General features: G+C 46.3%; 15 protein-coding genes. 5 read left to right on the plus strand and 10 right to left on the minus strand.

The window, feature by feature from the left end; genetic code table 11:
- Positions 1 to 61 precede the first annotated feature (61 nt).
- Entirely contained in the window at positions 62 to 1,096 is a 1,035-nt protein-coding gene (locus KXJ80_RS20385; protein ID WP_218737463.1) for a transposase, read from the plus strand.
- A 507-nt stretch (positions 1,097 to 1,603) separates the two neighbouring features.
- Here KXJ80_RS20385 and KXJ80_RS20390 read toward each other — a convergent pair.
- The 4 genes from KXJ80_RS20390 to katG form a co-directional block, all read right to left on the minus strand.
- Entirely contained in the window at positions 1,604 to 2,107 is a 504-nt protein-coding gene (locus KXJ80_RS20390; RefSeq protein ID WP_218737464.1) for a NifB/NifX family molybdenum-iron cluster-binding protein, read from the minus strand.
- Positions 2,104 to 2,400, minus strand: a complete 297-nt coding sequence (locus KXJ80_RS20395; RefSeq protein ID WP_011071038.1) for a DUF134 domain-containing protein — start codon at positions 2,398 to 2,400, stop codon at positions 2,104 to 2,106. Before KXJ80_RS20395 ends, KXJ80_RS20390 begins: the two co-directional genes overlap by 4 nt.
- Before the next feature lie 175 nt (positions 2,401 to 2,575).
- Entirely contained in the window at positions 2,576 to 4,069 is a 1,494-nt protein-coding gene (locus tag KXJ80_RS20400; protein ID WP_218737465.1) for an ATP-binding cassette domain-containing protein, read from the minus strand.
- 196 nt (positions 4,070 to 4,265) lie between these two features.
- Positions 4,266 to 6,488, minus strand: coding sequence for a catalase/peroxidase HPI (gene katG / locus KXJ80_RS20405; RefSeq protein WP_218737466.1), 2,223 nt, complete (start codon positions 6,486 to 6,488; stop codon positions 4,266 to 4,268).
- A gap of 393 nt (positions 6,489 to 6,881) precedes the next feature.
- On the opposite strand from katG, the gene KXJ80_RS20410 reads away from it, so the two are divergent.
- The gene (locus KXJ80_RS20410) at positions 6,882 to 7,133 is read left to right on the plus strand and encodes a DUF2999 family protein (RefSeq protein WP_007650566.1); all 252 of its coding nucleotides are present in this window, start codon (positions 6,882 to 6,884) and stop codon (positions 7,131 to 7,133) included.
- 186 nt (positions 7,134 to 7,319) lie between these two features.
- Positions 7,320 to 7,823 (plus strand): hypothetical protein, encoded by a 504-nt coding sequence (locus KXJ80_RS20415; protein ID WP_218737467.1) that lies wholly within the window; start codon positions 7,320 to 7,322, stop codon positions 7,821 to 7,823.
- A 67-nt stretch (positions 7,824 to 7,890) separates the two neighbouring features.
- Here KXJ80_RS20415 and KXJ80_RS20420 read toward each other — a convergent pair whose 3' ends face one another.
- The gene (locus KXJ80_RS20420) at positions 7,891 to 8,277 is read right to left on the minus strand and encodes a carboxymuconolactone decarboxylase family protein (protein WP_069453595.1); all 387 of its coding nucleotides are present in this window, start codon (positions 8,275 to 8,277) and stop codon (positions 7,891 to 7,893) included.
- A gap of 190 nt (positions 8,278 to 8,467) precedes the next feature.
- Here KXJ80_RS20420 and KXJ80_RS20425 point away from each other — a divergent pair, with 190 nt between their 5' ends.
- Positions 8,468 to 10,711 (plus strand): TonB-dependent hemoglobin/transferrin/lactoferrin family receptor, encoded by a 2,244-nt coding sequence (locus KXJ80_RS20425; RefSeq protein ID WP_218737468.1) that lies wholly within the window; start codon positions 8,468 to 8,470, stop codon positions 10,709 to 10,711.
- A gap of 140 nt (positions 10,712 to 10,851) precedes the next feature.
- On the opposite strand, the gene KXJ80_RS20430 is transcribed toward KXJ80_RS20425, so the two are convergent.
- From KXJ80_RS20430 to KXJ80_RS20450, 5 genes are all read right to left on the minus strand, one after another.
- Complete coding sequence (locus KXJ80_RS20430) at positions 10,852 to 11,355, minus strand: hypothetical protein (RefSeq protein WP_256930963.1); 504 nt, start codon at positions 11,353 to 11,355, stop codon at positions 10,852 to 10,854.
- Positions 11,356 to 11,455: 100 nt separating this feature from the next.
- The gene (locus KXJ80_RS20435) at positions 11,456 to 11,791 is read right to left on the minus strand and encodes a c-type cytochrome (RefSeq protein WP_218737469.1); all 336 of its coding nucleotides are present in this window, start codon (positions 11,789 to 11,791) and stop codon (positions 11,456 to 11,458) included.
- Complete coding sequence (locus KXJ80_RS20440) at positions 11,788 to 12,171, minus strand: cytochrome C (protein WP_218737470.1); 384 nt, start codon at positions 12,169 to 12,171, stop codon at positions 11,788 to 11,790. Before KXJ80_RS20440 ends, KXJ80_RS20435 begins: the two co-directional genes overlap by 4 nt.
- The gene (locus KXJ80_RS20445) at positions 12,171 to 13,397 is read right to left on the minus strand and encodes a sulfite oxidase (protein WP_218737471.1); all 1,227 of its coding nucleotides are present in this window, start codon (positions 13,395 to 13,397) and stop codon (positions 12,171 to 12,173) included. Before KXJ80_RS20445 ends, KXJ80_RS20440 begins: the two co-directional genes overlap by 1 nt.
- Before the next feature lies 1 nt (position 13,398).
- Positions 13,399 to 13,701, minus strand: coding sequence for a c-type cytochrome (locus tag KXJ80_RS20450; RefSeq protein ID WP_037429997.1), 303 nt, complete (start codon positions 13,699 to 13,701; stop codon positions 13,399 to 13,401).
- Positions 13,702 to 14,898: 1,197 nt separating this feature from the next.
- Here KXJ80_RS20450 and KXJ80_RS20455 point away from each other — a divergent pair.
- Positions 14,899 to 15,192 (plus strand): CU044_2847 family protein, encoded by a 294-nt coding sequence (locus tag KXJ80_RS20455; RefSeq protein ID WP_172591712.1) that lies wholly within the window; start codon positions 14,899 to 14,901, stop codon positions 15,190 to 15,192.
- Positions 15,193 to 15,196 lie beyond the last annotated feature (4 nt).

A 15,196-nucleotide genomic window follows, 5' to 3' on the forward strand; every position in this document is an offset into this window, starting at 1 on the left:
GTTTTTCAGCACCTTCAACTAGGCTTTAAATTATCCTGATTTTGTCTGTGTGGAGTTTGCGATGACTTCGGCCAGAAGACAGCTAATTGATGCTAATGCAACGCCCTTCTATCATGTGATAAATCGCTGTGTCAGAAGGGCTTTTTTGTGCGGTGAGGATAAGTTATCTGGGCGTAGTTACGAGCATCGGCGTGGCTGGATTGTTGATAAAATTAAGGCATTATCTGCGATATTTTGTATCGATATTTGTGCTTATGCGGTGATGAGTAACCATTACCACTTAGTGCTTAAAATAGATGTCGATAAGGCCAAATCCTTAACGCAAAAAGACATTATCAGCCGTTGGTGCCAAATTACTAAAGGTCATGCAATTGCTACTAAGTATATGAATGGTGATGCGTTAATCGACGCTGAACGCATGTTGCTCGATGGCTTAATTACCGAATGGCATGAGCGATTGAGTAGTATTTCCTGGTTTATGCGCTGTTTAAACGAAGAAATTGCCCGTAAAGCCAATCGAGAAGATGAGTGTAAAGGCGCCTTTTGGGAAGGTCGTTTTAAATCGCAAGCGCTGTTAGATGAGCAAGCACTACTGGCCTGTATGATGTATGTCGATTTAAATCCCATTCGAGCAGGTATTGCTGACTCTTTGCAATCCTCTGATTTTACATCGATTCAGGAGCGAATTAACTCGCTAGATTCACCCAATCGCCCATTAGCTATCCCAACGCCACAAACTGACTCCGCAACCAATCAATCTCATATTCCCCACAAGTCTCTCGTCCAATTCGATGGCGCAGCACACCTGAATGCGCAAACGGGTATTCCCTTTCACTTTGCCGATTACCTCGAACTGATTGATTGGACAGGCCGCGCCATTCGCCTTGATAAGAAAGGCTATATCGATAACCAGAGACCTAAGCTGCTCCATGAATTAGGTATTGCGCCCGATGCGTGGCTCACATCAGCCAAAGAGTTTCGTCGTCAATACAGTGGCATAAGTGGTCGATGGGATAGCATGTGTGCATTTAAAAAGCAGCATAACAGCGGAAAATGGTGTAAAGGTAAAGCCTCAAGCCAAGCGTTACATCCTTAAGTTGCTCACGACTCAGCGTTTAGGATTATTTTTTTATCCGAAATGGAGGTAATTTCGCGCAAAACATAGCACGCTTTTTGTCCCTTTGCTTTTTACGTACATATCGCAAATGGGTAGTTAAAATTGGCATTGGGTCTACAGTGACCGTTGGCGACGGCGACATGGCAGCTCATTCACATCCATGTGATCGCTGCATTAGTACATCCTGTACCGCAGATGTCGCCGTCGAGCCTATAGGGATACTTCATTTTAAATAAAGAGGCGGCGTGTCACTTTGGAAACAATGACAATAAACTCCATAAATAGATAAAAGATTAATCGCTTTTGTTCCGAAGTGAGCTACAACGAGTATGATACTTTAATACTCAGTTGTAGCTTGGTTTGGACTTGGTAGTAGCAATTAGTATGAATCTTTATTTTGGGTCATGTTTAATCTAAAACGGTACTCGCAGGGGTAATTGATTGTTTAGTATCAAACTTTATTCCGCTCCGACAATAACGCCATGACTATTTTGATAATCTAAAACCACTGTATGCGATGGGTTTAGCTAAGGTTAAGCTTGGCTGCGCTTGAGTCAAGTTCAACAAGGTTTGAGTTGTCTTTGCCTTACCGCCGCAGCCACAACTTCCTTTAGCACCACAGCAACCGCCCTTGGCTAAATGTTTAAGGGATGCACGCCCCTGTGATGCCTCGGTTAAGCGCAAATTCACCTCTTTACTCTGGGCGAGCAGCGTGGCAATCGATAATTGATTATCCCCTCGGCTCACACTGATCCCTGCATCGAGCAGCTTACCAAGCATACGCTCACCAATATGTTGCACCACCACAATGCTGGTGTGCTGGGCGCGAATGGCGTCTAACAAGGCTTTTTTATCTTGGCAATTGCCACCAAGGGCGGGGTTCGGGATAGAAAGTAAAAGCTCATGATTTTCATCATAAAAATGGACTTGCTGCGCCTTTGTAAAATGGCTGGCAAGCCGTCCACGGCTAATCGGTAGGGCGATAATCATATTGGGTCCTTATCATTTGGAGTCGGTAATTTCAGCACCAGCCCTTGGGTGATGGCGGTCGCCACTTTTTGGCGAGCACTGGCGAGCAGATAACCAAAGGTTTGCCGCGAGATCCCCATTTGCGCTGCGGCCTCAAGCTGGCTTAAACGCTGCACATCACCAAGCTCCAAGGCTTCAAACTCGTCGGCAGCTAAAAGGATTTGGGATAAGTTAGCCGCTGGTATGCCATTAGGTTTAAACAGGCTACAGGGCACACAACTCGATAATTGGCGGCACTTTTTGGGTCTGGGCATCTATGATTGCACCTCAGGGGCAAATGTTAGAAAGCAATCGAGTCTTGACGCTCCCTTTAAATAGTTTTTGGCGTACGCCAAAAACTATTATGGTCATTTACCACTTTTAAACCGAGGCTGTTATCACAGTTTTACTCACCATGATGATAAGGTTAGGTTCGATAGCTAAGTCGAGTTACACATAGGCCCCCTCACTAATCTCGACCGAATACCCTTCTTCCTGCTTGATAAAATCGACAAAGTTTTTAATGGCTGGCAAGGCATCTTCCCTATGATGGGAGACATACAGCAATTGGCTAAGATGGTGCTCGGCAATCATATTCAGCGCCCGCATCACCAAAGTGCGATTGATAAAGTCGAGCCCTTGGTAGGGTTCATCCAAAATCAACAATAACGGCTGTTTAATCAAGGCTCTGCCTATAAGCAATAGTCGCTGCTGGCCGTAATCCAATTGCTTAAAACCCGTACTGGCAAACTCACTCATATGCAGTATCGCTAGCCATTCCTTCGCCAAATCGACCTGAGGTTTAGTGGGTTTATGGTACAGGCCGATAGAATCGTAAAAACCCGATAACAAGACATCGAGCGCCGAGCAACTCACTCGGTATTGCAAATGCAAGGCCGATGACACTATTCCAATCCGTTGTTTTATTTGCCAAATACTCTCACCACTGCCTCGTGGACGCCCAAAGAGGGTGATATCGTTACTGTAGCATTGGGGATGATCGCCCAAAATCAGCCCGAGTAAGGTACTCTTACCGCAACCATTTGGCCCCCGCACTTGCCAATGTTGGCCCGCATTAATCCGCCAATTCACATCTTTAAAAATCAAGCCGCTAACATATTCCACCTTGCCATTTTTAATCTCAACTAAGGGATCAAAGGCTTCGGCATTGTGGCGTTGGCGTTCCATTAACGCCAATAACTCGGCACTGCGGCTGGCGGAAAGTGCATTTAAGTGTGCCATCACAGGATGACTATGCCATTGCTCAATCGACATAGGTGCACTGAGTTGATGCACATGCTGACCCGATTTGAGCATATCGCTATTAAACAGTGCCACATGGCTAATACAGGGTGGTAACTCTTCTTGGCGGGAGGTGATAATAAGCAACTGAGTATATTCGGCAATTTCAACTAACAGCCGTGATAGGCTGAGTTGATGCTCGCTATCCAACCCAGCGTAGGGGTCATCTAAAATCAATAACTCAGGTTCAGTTGCCAGTGCCCTCGCTAACATCACCCGCCGGGTTTCACCAGTCGATAACTGTCTAAATCCTCTTTGCGCTAAGTGTTCGAGTTCCACTTTTTGTAAAAAGGCGCTCAAGCGTTCAGTATGCAGACAAGATTCCAGCACTAAGGCCTCGACCGTTGAACCATAGTCGAGTTCATCCTTTGCTAGCTCACGTTCAAGTAATGCCTGTTGTAAACCGAGTGACACCCAACCAATTCGCGACGGTAATCCAGATATCTCGCCTTCATCAGGCTGTATATCACCCGCTAATATTCGCCCAAGGAGTGAGCCGCTATAACTGTCGGTCGCAAAAATAGCCCAATGTTGCATCGGCATTAACTGCCAATCTTCAACGACTAGCAGCTCATTGCCACGACCGTAGCGCAACCCTTTTACAACAAGCGTTTTATCCCAGTACGTAGCACTATTCCCCATCCCACTTCCTTAGGTATTCAACCCGATTAACATTGACTCGACTGAATATGCGTAAAATTTATCATGGCATTGATATTACTGAGTAAATAAGCAGAATGGAATGCCAGCCAGCAATCGCTCAAACACTGATTACCCACAAAAATAACAAGCCCACCCGACGAAAACGCGCGGATGGGCTTGAGGTTAACCACTCACTTTAGATATCGAAGCGATCAGCGTTCATGACTTTATTCCACGCTTTCACAAAGTCTTGCACGAATCTGTCTTGGCCATCTTGTGCACCATACACTTCAGCCACGGCGCGCAGTTCAGAGTGAGAGCCGAAGATAAGATCGACTGGGGTTGCTGTCCACTTAAGCTTACCGCTCTTACGGTCTTGTCCTTCGTAAATGCCCTCTTGTTTGGCCGACTTGCTCCACTTAGTCGACATGTCGAGTAAGTTAACGAAGAAGTCATTGCTCAGCACACCTGGCTTATCGGTAAATACACCGTGTTTAACGCCAGCACTATTGGCATCCAACGCACGCAAACCACCCACCAGCACCGTCATTTCGGGCACGGTCAGGTTAAGCATATTGGCGCGCTCAATCAGCATCTCAGCGGGAGAAAGACTGCTGTCTTTTGAGTAATAGTTACGGAAACCATCGGCCGCAGGTTCAAGCACAGCAAATGAGTTCACATCGGTTTGTGCTTGTGTCGCGTCCATTCGCCCTGGGGTAAATGGCACCGAAACCGTCACTCCCGCCTCTTTCGCGGCTTTCTCAACCGCGACGCTACCACCCAGCACAATCACATCCGCTAAGGAGACTTTTTTGCCGCCCTTGAGCGAACCATTAAAGTCTTTTTGGACTTTCTCAAGCTTAGCCAATACTTTAGCTAACTCTTTTGGATTGTTGGCCTGCCAGTTCATCATAGGCTCTAAACGAATGCGCGCGCCATTTGCCCCGCCACGCATATCGGTGCCACGGAAGCTACTGGCAGATGCCCAAGCTGTTCTCACCAATTCTGGCACCGTTAACCCTGAAGCTAATATCTTATTGCCTAAGGCTTTAATATCAGCGTTATCAATAAGCGGATGGTCAAGGGCTGGAATAGGATCTTGCCAAATCAGCGTTTCTGCTGGCACATCGGCGCCTAAATATCTTGCTTTTGGTCCCATATCGCGGTGAGTTAACTTAAACCACGCCTTAGCGAAGGCTAGTTCAAACTCCTTAGGATTTTTAAGGAAACGCGTGGTGATCTCGCGATAAATAGGATCTTCCTTCAACGCGATATCACTGGTGAACATAATCGGCGCGTGGCGCTTATCCGGTAAATGGGCATCAGGCACCAGATTTGCCGCCTTATCATCGGCTGGCGTCCATTGGATATGGCCCGCTGGACTCTTGGTTTGTACCCAATCGAAGGTATACAGCCAAGTTAAATATTCCATGGTCCATTTAGTTGGGTTGGATGACCAAGCCCCTTCCAGACCACTGGTAACAGTGTCTTCAGAGTGCCCTTTACCACATTTGTTTTTCCAACCGAGACCTTGCTCTTCAATCCCTGCTGCGGCCGGATCGGCCCCCACGCATTTTGCGGGATCGTGCGCGCCATGCGCCTTACCAAAGGTGTGACCACCGGCGATTAAGGCAACGGTTTCTTCATCATTCATCGCCATACGACCAAAGGTATCGCGGATTTCTTTTGCCGAAGCTAAGGGATCTGGCACTCCGTTCGGGCCTTCTGGGTTAACGTAAATTAAGCCCATTTGGGTCGCGCCCATGGGTTTAGCTAACTCGCCCTTTTCGTTGCGTCTTTTGCTATCGAGCCAAGCTTTTTCCGAACCCCAATTGACCATTTCGGCTTCCCAGTCGTCTTCACGACCACCCGCAAAACCAAAGGTTTTAAAGCCCATCGACTCTAATGCCACGTTACCCGTTAGCACCATCAAGTCGCCCCAAGACAGCTTGCTGCCGTATTTTTGCTTGATAGGCCACAACAGGCGGCGCGCCTTATCTAAACTCACGTTATCTGGCCAGCTATTTAAGGGTTCAAAGCGTTGTTGGCCACCCGCAGCACCACCGCGGCCATCAAAAATCCGGTATACGCCCGCGCTATGCCACGCCATACGAATAAAGAAAGGTCCATAGTGACCATAATCAGCGGGCCACCAGTCTTGAGACTCGGTCATCAAGGCTTTGATATCTTTTTTTACCGCATCGAGATCTAAGGTTTTAAAGGCTTCGGCATAGTGATAATCACTGCCATAGGGATTGGATTCAATCGCATTTTGACGTAATGGACTGAGATTTAATTTTTCAGGCCACCAAAATTGATTACCTGTGACTTGCTCTTGCGCAGTGACCGTTCCCGCCCCCAATGCGAGAGACATAGCCAAAGTTAACGCCGATAGCGTAGGAAGGGTGTTTATTTTCATGATAGTTACCTAGTTTCGTCCTGTTCGGCCCATTGATTTGTATTAACAATGGGCCATCCGCTTGCTGTTTAACGGCATACAGCAATCCTTATCGTTGTGTTACTCCAAGGCAAAATTGTCATATGCCGTTAACACAACCGAGATTGCAGTCTAATAACAGGTTTCTAACTATTTGAAACGATTAATATCGATGGTTGGAATCGCGAAAATAGATTAACAATGGTTAATTTATGAAAGCATTAAGAAAGTTGCCGCTTACCGAAATTCATACTGTATTACCCCTAGTACTAAACTTATAGGTAATGACTATGGTATAAAATTGTTCATCCAACAGGTTTAGCTATCTGTGCTAGCATAGCAGCCGTTTTCCGTTAACCTTGATAAGGTATTGCAATGAATCCGATTATTGCCATCTTAAAAGAACACAATGTCACAGATGCAAAAATTAACGAGCTTTTTCAAGCGTTAACCGATAATCCCCTGATGGCGATGGGCATTATTGGTCAGCTCGGCATTCCACCAGAAAAACTGCAACAACTGATGGCACTGGTAATGCAAAATCCCGCCCTGATTAAAGAAGCGGTACTCGAGCTGGGCTTAGATTTTGCTAAGGTTGAAGCCGCTAAAGCGCAGCTACAAAAGTAATTTATCCCAGCCAATCGGTTTATAAAGGCAAAGCAGCATTGGCTTTGCCTTTATCTTCAAATCGTTATCTCTACCCTTTGACACTGCTACACAAAGATATAAAAACCTTATCGCCCCTCGCGGACAATATTTGCTAGAGTGTGGTAACACGCCATCAATAGCTCAAAGTGATTGAAAGGAATCAAGATGCGCCAACCTATTCGCCTATTTGCACTACTTCTGCCCGTACTGTTGTTGGGTTGTCAAAAGCAAACTCAAGCGCAACATGCGCAGGGTATGGACAAACCCGCCACGCAAAGCCCCTCACAAACAAGCACGGCTCAAGCAAGTACAGCAGAGGTTAATCCGGTCGATATGGATAAGCGCGAGGATGAGCGACTTCAGGCGACTGACGACAAAGTTGTTAACAAGCCAAGTATTTCACCTAAAGGAGAAGGTATGATGCTGCAAGGCACTGTAAGATATCTCAATTTAGAAGGGGGTTTTTGGGGAGTTATCGCCGACAACGGCCAAAAAATATTGCCTAAAAATCTGCCGCAGGAATACCGCAAAGACGGTATACGCTTAAGTTTCAGCGCCCAAGAAATCACCGGCATGATGACGATTCAGCAGTGGGGCAAACTATCAAACTTGAGTGATATCACTGTCATCGGCCAAGTTGAGAGTCAATCGGCCGATCCGCGGCTATAACCGCGGCATCAAGGTCTTAGGATAAGACTCAGATCACTAGGGCGTGATATCCAAGTTTGTCAGCAACTTAAGCCTGCTCAGCTTGCCATTCTTCAATCACTTCCTTTGCCGCTCTAAAGGCTTCAATGCCCGATGGCATACCGCAATAAACGGTTGAATGTAAGAGTACTTCTTGTATTTCTGCAACTGTGCAACCATTACGCAAGGCACCGCGAACATGACCTTTTAACTCAGTCGGCGCTTTTAGTGCTGCTAAAATTGCGATTGTGATTAAACTGCGGGTTTGCAGCGGTAATCCCTCGCGGGACCACACTTCCCCCCAACAATTGGCAGTCACTAACGCCTGTAATGGCTGGGTAAAATCCGTTGCGCTGCTAAGGGCCTTATCGACAAAACTGTCCCCCATCACAGCGCGTCGCACCTTAAGCCCTTTTTCATATTTCTCATCGTTCATCTGACAATCCTTTTACTCTACACTCTGACAAGGTTAACTGGCTCAATAGATAATTCCCTTTAAAAACATCATTCACAGGCTTTGCATCGATCACATTATGACAATTAAAACCTGACCTCAAGGTAAATTCCATATAAGCTATCGCGCATATTCAAGGTAAGAACAATTCTCATTTATAAAAAGGTGATTGATGAAACCATTGCCGCTCAGTCTATGTGCCCTTGCCGTCGCAAGTGCATTGCCCGCTTGGGCAGACGAACAATCTAAACCACTTATTCAAGAAGTAATTGTGGTATCAGGTTCCCGTATGGAACAAAAAATTGAACAGGTGGCAGGATCTATTTTGGTGATAGATGAACAAGCCATCGAACGTAATATGAGCAATGATTTTGGTAGCCTGTTCCGTAACGAATCGGCTGTCGATATCAAGGGCGGCGCGGGCAAACCGACCTCAGTGACCATTCGCGGCATCGGCGGCAACCGAGTCATGATGGTAAAAGATGGCGTACGGGTAAATAACCAGTATGCTTCGCCGTTAGGCCCTGGTGCTGAAGGCACAGGCCGTGGTTTAACCGAAGTGCAAAGTCTTAAGCAAATTGAAGTAGTTAAAGCCGCAGCATCCACTATGTACGGCTCAGACGCCCTCGGTGGCGTAGTCGTGATGCGCACCAAAGATGCCAGCGACTACCTGCGGGGCGAAGATTATTATGTGTCGCTCAATGCGGGTTACACAGGTATCAATAACGAATACTCCGGCGGTTTTACCAGCGCAGCGGCCTATAGCGATTTTGAGAATTTGCTCACCTATCAGCATCGCAAAGGCGAAGAGTTACCTAACTACTTTGATACTCAGCCTGAAAGCGATCTGTTACAGGACAGCCTGCTCTTCAAGAGCAAATACCGCTTTAATGAGCACACCACGGTGCAGCTCACCCTCGACTATCTAGAGCAAACGCTAGAACGCTGGGAAGATAAACTTAATCGTGCCCAAGTGCCGCAGCAACGGATTGATACCGATCGCGATACCCAAGTGATCAACGGCGCCCTGCAATTGCGCTCCGATAAAGCCACGTATTTACACGATGATTTGACCGTTACCGCCTATTTTGGCCAAACGGAGCAACTCGAACATCGCGATTACTTTGATTTACTCAAACTAGATCGCCCACTTACCGAATATCGCGACTATAAATTTAAAGATCAACGGCTTGGATTAACCAGTACCTTTAGTAAATACCTAGGCGCAGAGGGATACGGCCATCAGCTCACCTACGGTATGGACTATGAATGGTCCAAAATGATGCGCCATCGCAACAACAATATCGCTAGCAGCGGCGGTGATTGGCAAACCGAAACCCCCTTTACCTTTGCCGATACCGATAGCAACCGTTTAGGGCTATTTTTGCAGGACGATATCACCCTGTTAAATGGTGATTTAAACCTGATTGGCGGCCTACGTTATGACTATTTCCGTAACAGCCCCGACCAACAACAAGCGATGGAAGCTGGTAAAGATCCCGCCGACTTTGCGGTAATGAGCGACACCTTTTGGTCGCCTAAACTAGGCCTCGTTTATAAACTTACCGACAAAGTGAGTGCCTACGCCCAATATGCCTATGGCTATAAAATGCCTACGCCCGATCAAAAATGGGGTGAGTTAGAAGTCGATGGTGGCTCGATGACCGATGTGATCATTCAAGCCAACTATGACTTAAAGTCTGAGCAATCCCACACCTGGGAACTGGGTATCCGCGGCAATCATGCAGATACTCAATATGAACTCACCACCTTCTACACCCACGCGGTCGACTTTATTGACTGGCAATATGTCAGCTTTAAACCGCCAGTGTTTGGTCCGGTGATGCAGCCCATGGAGTTCAAATACCAGTACTTCAACCGCGATCAAGTGACCCTCTACGGCGCAGAGGCCCAAGCCAACCATTGGCTGACAGATTCTATCGAGCTATGGGGCAATATCGCTTATACCCATGGAACCGATGAAAACGGTCAATACCTTAACAGCGTTAGCCCGCTAAAAGGCAACCTAGGGGTGAATTGGTATAGCGATATTGGTGGAATGGAAACCGATATTGGCGCAGTGATCCGCTGGGCAGATAAGATGGATCGCACCCACGATATCAACCTGACCATCGATGATATTTGCGTGATGGGCCAATGTATTCCTAAAGAAAGCTTTAACGAAGTCTACAACACCGCCGGTTACGCCGTGTTTGACTTAACCATGGGCCTGCACGTTACCGACAATCTGCATCTGCGTGCTGGGGTGTATAACCTGTTTGATAAGGAATATGTTGACTACGCCGATGTGGCTGGCCAATCCGTGTTCTTACTCAATAGCACCATGAACTTACAAAAGGACGATTTCACCCAACCTGGGCGTTATTTCAACCTGAGTGTGAATTATCAGTTTTAATTCAAGCTGTTGTACTTGCTAAACATTCCCCGGTGTTTACCGGGGAATGTTTAGCAATCTCTCTGAGCCATACACTCAATCAAAATCGCTGCTTCATCCCCTGATTTGTAATCAAGCGCTCGCAACAACAATGACTCATTTTATCGCGTATGCAGGATTGCGGTGTTATCGAGCTGGCCATTGGCATCAACCCGCACCAGTACTGAATGGTCTTTGGATAATTTAACAAACTTTATCTGTTCTGCTTCCGGTTGTTGCCAGTTAAGGATAAAGAGCGAAGCGTTTTCATCCTGCTCAAAGCCGCGCTCGGTATTCAATTCACCAAATGTTACAAGGCCATCAACGGTCATACGATAGCGGTTGCCTTGACCAATTATTTCCAGCGTGACGGGCTTAGCATCGATGACGCCACGGTATACCACGCCATCAAATTTATCGTAGACGGTATTATTCGCGCGGTGCTCACACTGTCCTGAATGTTGTTCAGAGCCGCTGACAGGCTGACAGTGATTAGCTTCGCTCACCTCTGGCGCTTGCTGGGCATATCCCCATGCTGGCAATAACACCAGAACGCCAATAAGAGATGCTATTTTTCTGCGATTTATCAATGCCATTACCATCAACGCCACTCCAATCAAAGCCATTACTATCAACGCTATTCCCAGCAATGTAGTCGCTATAAGCCGATGACCATGATGCTAACCGCTTAACTTACTCTTGTCAGCAAGCAAACGGCTAGCCGCACTATTTTGCACTGAGGTTGGGGATCTCTTGCTGACTATAAAACAGCGCCACATCCTGTAATTGCTCGGCAGTCAACGCACTGACCTGTGATTGCATTAACGGATCGAGGCGTAAGCCCGCTTTGAAATCGACTAACTGCTTATTCAGGTAAGCCGGTTTTTGCCACCTTAAATTGGGGAATTGCTTAGCCATGGCGATCATCGCCAGCCCATGGCATGACTCACATTGAGCCGTGGCCAGTGCCTTACCTCGCTCGATATCGGCTTGATAACCTTCGGCATAAACCGCTGTGGATAAGCCGCACAGGACAAGCAAACTGACGATAAACGTTTTCATTGAGATCCCTTAGCGGCAGGTTTAGCTGGCGGTGGTAACTGGCTTGCGTCAAGGGGCAAACGCCTAAAGAGGGTCATATCCATTTCAGCCTGACCATAATAGCTACTGAGGTAGCTCAACGTCGGCTCCCACGTATCCGACAAATCCCATAAGCCTTGAGTATCCACCATCCACTGCAAGGTTTCTTTCCAAAAGGCTTTATCACCGCGATTTTGGGTAACAATCATACTGGTGTGACAGGCATTACATTGATAATTAACCAACTCCCAACCGGGCGCCATAATAAGGCCCGATTGAGGGTCCACGGGATACTCGGTGGCAAACGACGCCCCAGTGAAAAGCAGCCCACACATGATCAGCTTATTGACATGCGCTCTCATCACACCACCCTGACGGCAATACGGTGGCAACCATTAAACATATATCCCTTTGGGTTCCATTGTGGCTGTACAACCGGTTGGCTATCACCTTCGCTATCGGTCGCTTTGGCCCAGATTTCGTAATAGCCCTGTGTTGGCAGCTGCAACTCAATGCTCCATTGCTGCCATGCGGTGGCGTTTTTCGGTTTTTGTAGCTCCGCGACAAACCAACGGGTGCCATAATCGTAACTCACTTCCACCTTCACCACTTCGCGCACGCCCGCCCACGCATGGCCCGCAACCGTCAGTTTTTGCCCTTGAGCGAGTTCAGTGCCGGATTGCGGTTGAGTGATCAAAGACTTCACGATCATTTCTTCAATAATTCGATAGTCTTTTTCAGCAACCGTCTCGCCGGGTGCAATGGGATATTTTGGCACTTGATACGCTGGCGCTTCCATTTTATGTCCGTCGTGGACTTTATTACGCACACTGATCCCCGTTGCCGCTTTTTGCGAAACCGAGCCTGGCCGGCCACCAAATACGATACGTAGGGGATAACCATGCAGGTAAGGAATATCCTCACCATTCATCGACCATGCGATTAGCCCAAGCTCTTCGAGCGCCGCCTTGATAGGAACACCGCGGGAAATCGCCTCACCTTTTCCGCTCAAATGCAAATCAGCCCCGTGGTGGCCGGTGTAAACCGCATCGGCTTTAACACCACAATCCTTAAGCACATCGCTCACCAACACCCCTGTCCACTCAGAACAAAATACCGCCGAGTTATTCCACTGATTGCCCTTAGTGCTCGGGAAAAAGCCAGCGCGACTATTACCGCCACATTCAATCAATAGCTGTAAGGTGTGATGTTTAAAGCGGCGCTTTAACTCATCAATGGTGTAGCTTTTAGGGGTGATGACCGACTCGCCATCCACGTTAAAAGTCCAGGTTTTAGCATCCAGCGTTTTAAAGTCAGGCACTATGCCATTCCAGCGGATAAACGAAACATCGGCAGGCGTCACCGCAGGCGCAAGCATATGCTCTGGCGGATACGCATTTAGCGGATTAGTGTTTAATACTTTGAAATAACTCGGTAAGTCCTCAGCCTTAGTCCAGGTTAATGCCGAAATATCCAAAGCACTCACCCCAGCAGGCAGCTTATCGGCAAATACCCACTTAACCGGCAGCGCGGATAACACCGACGTCGCTACCGCACCTTTTATAAAAACTCGACGATTAAGATCCATGTTATTTATCCTTTCCGAGGTAAAAGTATTCCGCCATCTGCTGCATATCCGCCTCACTCAATAACTGAGCGACTTTAGTCATAGTGGGATCTTGGCGCGTGCCAGCCTTAAAGGCTCGAAGCTGCTTCAACAGATAATCCGAGTTTTGCCATCCGATATTCGGAATATGTTCAAAACGGCTCATGCCAGACTCGCCATGGCAGGCCTTGCACATATTCAATAATTTATTGCTCTCATCGGCGTGGGTGACCGCCGGCAACAAAAGCATCAGCACACCCGCCGAATAAATCACTCGCAGCAACATCCGTTATTCTCTTCAGTTAGTGTTCATCACGACGACTGTCATTGAACTTAGCCATTCAGATAACATTAAGTTACATCAATGCTTATCGAGGTTTACATTCAATACAATTGAGTCAAAAGCTCAAGAGAAGTGACTTGTATTAGCAAGCAGTAAAATTTCAAGCCATTGATTAGAAAAGGGAGATGGTTTGTGGCCTTATGGCCAAGGGGAGTTAACGTCGTGGGGCTTCAACCCCTGATTTTTTAATAAAGAGTCGACCAAGGAGGACTGCTCGTCCTATCAAAAACGTCCATGTTAAACTACCAGCTCGATATCCCTATCTCGCGCTCAAAACGGCCGTTGGCCTTCGCCCTTGGATGCTCCAAAACGCCCCTAACGGAGTAAGCGTTCTTATGCTATCGCGTCAGACACTCGTGAACTTCTGTCACTTTGGTGTTGTCTGCGATTTACTGAAAAACAAATGAATGTTCCATTTTGGGCTAATGCAAAACTAGCAGAGTGATTCCTTCTATATCTTTAGAAAATTAACAATCGGGGTTCGTTTAAAATCCAAGAGATAACTTTTCCTTGGCAACAGGTCACTATTGCCGCTGTTCATCATATGCTGTACGCTAAGTTAAATTTTGATTAATAAACAATGCTTAAGATGTTACTTAATCAATGCCTATTTAGTGTTAACGATAAATTCGTTGACTAAAATGGCGATAAAATGAGTCAGGGAAGATCCGCGCGACAAAGCGAACAAGGCAAGGACAAGCATTCTACACCTCTCCTTAAAGATGCTCCCCCTCAGTACCAATTGTGATTCAGTTTAAGGTTTCACCAACCACAAGCTGATAGCTTTATTATTGTTTTTATTAAAATTTATCATCTATGTGCTTTCTGGTAGCAAGTGCCATGGGCGGTAGCGTGCTTATGAATGAGTAAAACAACCACATTCGTTGGAACCCACATGCAGAATAAAGAAAAAATTGCGGTGTTTATTGATGCCGATAATGCGCCTACCAAGATGAGAAAATTTAATAACGGGTCGCTAATTAGACCTTTTTAACATTATAAATATACCTACTCTACTTTAGGAAAAAAATTCAATAAATCTCGCACGGATATTAGATATGACGACTTCTACAAAAATTAAATATTTTTTTCTCAAAACACTTATTAAATTATATAACAAATAACTTGATGGAATATACCATGTTAAAAATAGTAAAGTTGAATGACGGTTTGGAAGTGGAAATTGAGATAAATGAAAAACAAGCAAGAGAAATATCCTCAACTAAAATAGTTGACAGTTCTATTCAAGAGATCCAAGAAATTTTGTCAAGAGTAATAAAACCTATATCCAACACATATAAGGAATTGAACAAAGAAGTCAATATAAGCGAGACAAAAGTTACTTTAGGTGTAAAGTTGGGTATTGAAGGTAATTTCTTTATTGCAAAAAGCTCAACTGAAGCGCATTTACAAATAGAAATAACGTTGAGGTAGTCAG

Source organism: Shewanella xiamenensis, from assembly GCF_024971755.1.
Taxonomy (GTDB): Bacteria; Pseudomonadota; Gammaproteobacteria; order Enterobacterales; family Shewanellaceae; genus Shewanella; species Shewanella xiamenensis.

What these genes read in the sequence shown, in the direction of transcription:
- KXJ80_RS20425 (WP_218737468.1), top strand. Translation starts at nt 8,468, where the DNA reads ATGAAACCATTGCCGCTCAGTCTATGTGCCCTTGCCGTCGCAAGTGCA.
- katG (WP_218737466.1), bottom strand. Translation starts at nt 6,488, where the DNA reads ATGAAAATAAACACCCTTCCTACGCTATCGGCGTTAACTTTGGCTATG.
- KXJ80_RS20450 (WP_037429997.1), bottom strand. Translation starts at nt 13,701, where the DNA reads ATGTTGCTGCGAGTGATTTATTCGGCGGGTGTGCTGATGCTTTTGTTG.
- KXJ80_RS20455 (WP_172591712.1), top strand. Translation starts at nt 14,899, where the DNA reads ATGTTAAAAATAGTAAAGTTGAATGACGGTTTGGAAGTGGAAATTGAG.
- KXJ80_RS20400 (WP_218737465.1), bottom strand. Translation starts at nt 4,069, where the DNA reads ATGGGGAATAGTGCTACGTACTGGGATAAAACGCTTGTTGTAAAAGGG.
- KXJ80_RS20395 (WP_011071038.1), bottom strand. Translation starts at nt 2,400, where the DNA reads ATGCCCAGACCCAAAAAGTGCCGCCAATTATCGAGTTGTGTGCCCTGT.
- KXJ80_RS20415 (WP_218737467.1), top strand. Translation starts at nt 7,320, where the DNA reads ATGCGCCAACCTATTCGCCTATTTGCACTACTTCTGCCCGTACTGTTG.
- KXJ80_RS20435 (WP_218737469.1), bottom strand. Translation starts at nt 11,791, where the DNA reads ATGAAAACGTTTATCGTCAGTTTGCTTGTCCTGTGCGGCTTATCCACA.
- KXJ80_RS20410 (WP_007650566.1), top strand. Translation starts at nt 6,882, where the DNA reads ATGAATCCGATTATTGCCATCTTAAAAGAACACAATGTCACAGATGCA.
- KXJ80_RS20390 (WP_218737464.1), bottom strand. Translation starts at nt 2,107, where the DNA reads ATGATTATCGCCCTACCGATTAGCCGTGGACGGCTTGCCAGCCATTTT.
- KXJ80_RS20420 (WP_069453595.1), bottom strand. Translation starts at nt 8,277, where the DNA reads ATGAACGATGAGAAATATGAAAAAGGGCTTAAGGTGCGACGCGCTGTG.
- KXJ80_RS20440 (WP_218737470.1), bottom strand. Translation starts at nt 12,171, where the DNA reads ATGAGAGCGCATGTCAATAAGCTGATCATGTGTGGGCTGCTTTTCACT.
- KXJ80_RS20385 (WP_218737463.1), top strand. Translation starts at nt 62, where the DNA reads ATGACTTCGGCCAGAAGACAGCTAATTGATGCTAATGCAACGCCCTTC.
- KXJ80_RS20430 (WP_256930963.1), bottom strand. Translation starts at nt 11,355, where the DNA reads ATGGCTTTGATTGGAGTGGCGTTGATGGTAATGGCATTGATAAATCGC.
- KXJ80_RS20445 (WP_218737471.1), bottom strand. Translation starts at nt 13,397, where the DNA reads ATGGATCTTAATCGTCGAGTTTTTATAAAAGGTGCGGTAGCGACGTCG.